The 2,117-nt window shown below is 34.1% G+C and carries 2 protein-coding genes; both read left to right on the top strand.

All coding sequences use genetic code 11. The annotated features are described in order from the left end of the window. On the top strand, positions 1-615 hold a 615-nt coding region (locus Q0370_RS00470), incomplete at its 5' end, for an FHA domain-containing protein (RefSeq protein WP_299570612.1). 27 nt (positions 616-642) lie between these two features. Further along, the coding region (locus tag Q0370_RS00465; RefSeq protein WP_299570610.1) for a hypothetical protein at positions 643-2,117 on the top strand (1,475 nt) is incomplete at its 3' end.

Genomic DNA, 2,117 nt, shown 5'->3' with positions numbered 1-2,117 from the left:
GAAAGACAGTATAATTTTTTTAATTTAAAAAATATAATAATTTTGATTATACTATTTTTTACTTTTGTGTATATTCATATGGCTGGATATTCTGTGAAAAGTCTATATATCGCAATTTTTATATTTATAGCATTAACATTGTATCTTCTTATAGTCGAAAGATTTAAAGAAAGAGTGGAAGTTAATGATGAGATAAAGGAAATAAAGAATGAGCGTGAAAGAGAACATCACGTATTTTTGGATAAAGTAAAAGAAATAGAGGAAGTCGAAAAGAATCAAATTGAAAATATAATTTTAAAAAATTCAGATGATTATGATATTAAAGTATGGAAGATTGGAAGAGCGACTTCATTGCTGATAGGGAAAAGAACACCTAGAAACAAGGTGGATATAGACGTGAGTGAAGGAGTATATTCAAATTTGGTAAGCAGGGCTCATGGAATGTTGAACAGAGTAAATGGAGTTTGGTACTATGAAGATTTAGGTTCGCAAAATGGAAGCGGAATAGAAAAGAAAGATGACAGAAGAAAAATAAAATTAAAAAGAAATGTGCCTGTAAAAGTTGAAAGTGGAGACATAATATATTTAGCAACAACGAAAATATTGTTGAAATAGTGATTTATTCAAGGAAGTAGGTTAAAAATGGAGAATAATTTAAATAATCAAAAGCCAGTGGAATTTTTTTCAGCTGAAAGAATAAAGATAGAAATAGATGGACAGCAGATACTTTGGAGAGATATGAATCTTGAAATAGATTCAAAGATAGGGGAACATACAATTGGGAAAATAAAATACGTGGCATCACCGAACCAGTTAAGTTTATACGATGCCCTGATAGATAAAAAAGGCGACAAGACAATAGTAGTTACAGGAAAAAGCAACATATCGGATGAAGCAGGAAATGCTACAGATAAAATATTCTTAAATGGAGTAATAAGCAAACTTAGGATAAAGGAAACAAAGGCAGGAGCATTAGCAGTTGAGTTAGTGTGCAGTTCAAAGAGCATACTTCTTGACAGAATACCGAGATACCGTTCATTTCAGGATCCGACACTTACGTATACAGATATAGCACAGGAAGTGAATAAAAATTATAATGATGGAGAAACATTGGTAAATGTAGGGGAAGATATGCAGGCAGTACCAAGAATGACAATCCAGTATAATGAAACAGACTGGGAATACTTAAAGAGAATAGCATCGTATACAGGACAGCCACTAATGGCAAATTCAAATAAAGTTCTGGTAGGATTTTTCAAGAATATGCCAGCACAGACACCAAACTTGACATATTCATATTTTGGAAAGGAAACAGAGGAGGAAAGAACGTATTACAGGGTAGAAGGAACGGAAGTGTATTCAGTATCAACCCCAATAAAATTAAAAATTAGAAACAGAGTATCAGGCGAAGAAGTGGAAAATGACTACTATGTAATAGAAAGCAGAATATACAATGAAGGAAACACCTTAAAATGCGAATACAAGCTAGGAAAACAGACAGACTACTTTGTAGATCCAATACCGCACGAAAAGATAAGAGGAGCAGTGATAGAAGCGAGAACAGTACATATTGCAAGAACAGATGAGAGCAAGAGTGAGCATGGAAGGACTGATGGAAGTTCGGATAATCTTGAAGGCAGAACTATGGGATTAAGACCTGTAAATATATACGTTGCTGAGGAGCAGGAAAAAAATAATAACAGAAGTCAGGAAGTGAAGGCAAGCGATATTGCAGTTATGACAGTTGACTTGACAGAAGGGCTAAGAAAACTTGGAGGTGCAGTGCAAAGTGAAGGGAATAAATATGCTGGAAAGAGTTATTTTCCATATGTAACTCCATATAGTCAAAGTAATACAGGATTTACACCAGCACCAGAAATAAATGACAGAGTAGCACTTTATTTTCCAAGTGAAAACGAAACGCATGCTTTGGTAATGGGAGCGGTTAATAATGATGGGAATGGAAGATTTACAAATCCTGATAAAAGGAACTTTACATTAGGACCAAGTCAAGTGGCTAAAGGAGGAACACCTGCGAATGAAGGGAAACCGATGTACAACTTTACTTTGGATAGTGAGAAGTTTATTGTTAGTGTTGGTAGTATAATAAGTTTACA

It is taken from the genome of uncultured Leptotrichia sp. (assembly GCF_938036635.1).
In the GTDB taxonomy this organism is placed as follows: Bacteria; Fusobacteriota; Fusobacteriia; order Fusobacteriales; family Leptotrichiaceae; genus Leptotrichia; species Leptotrichia hongkongensis.
This window is presented reverse-complemented; position numbering and strand designations above follow the sequence as displayed.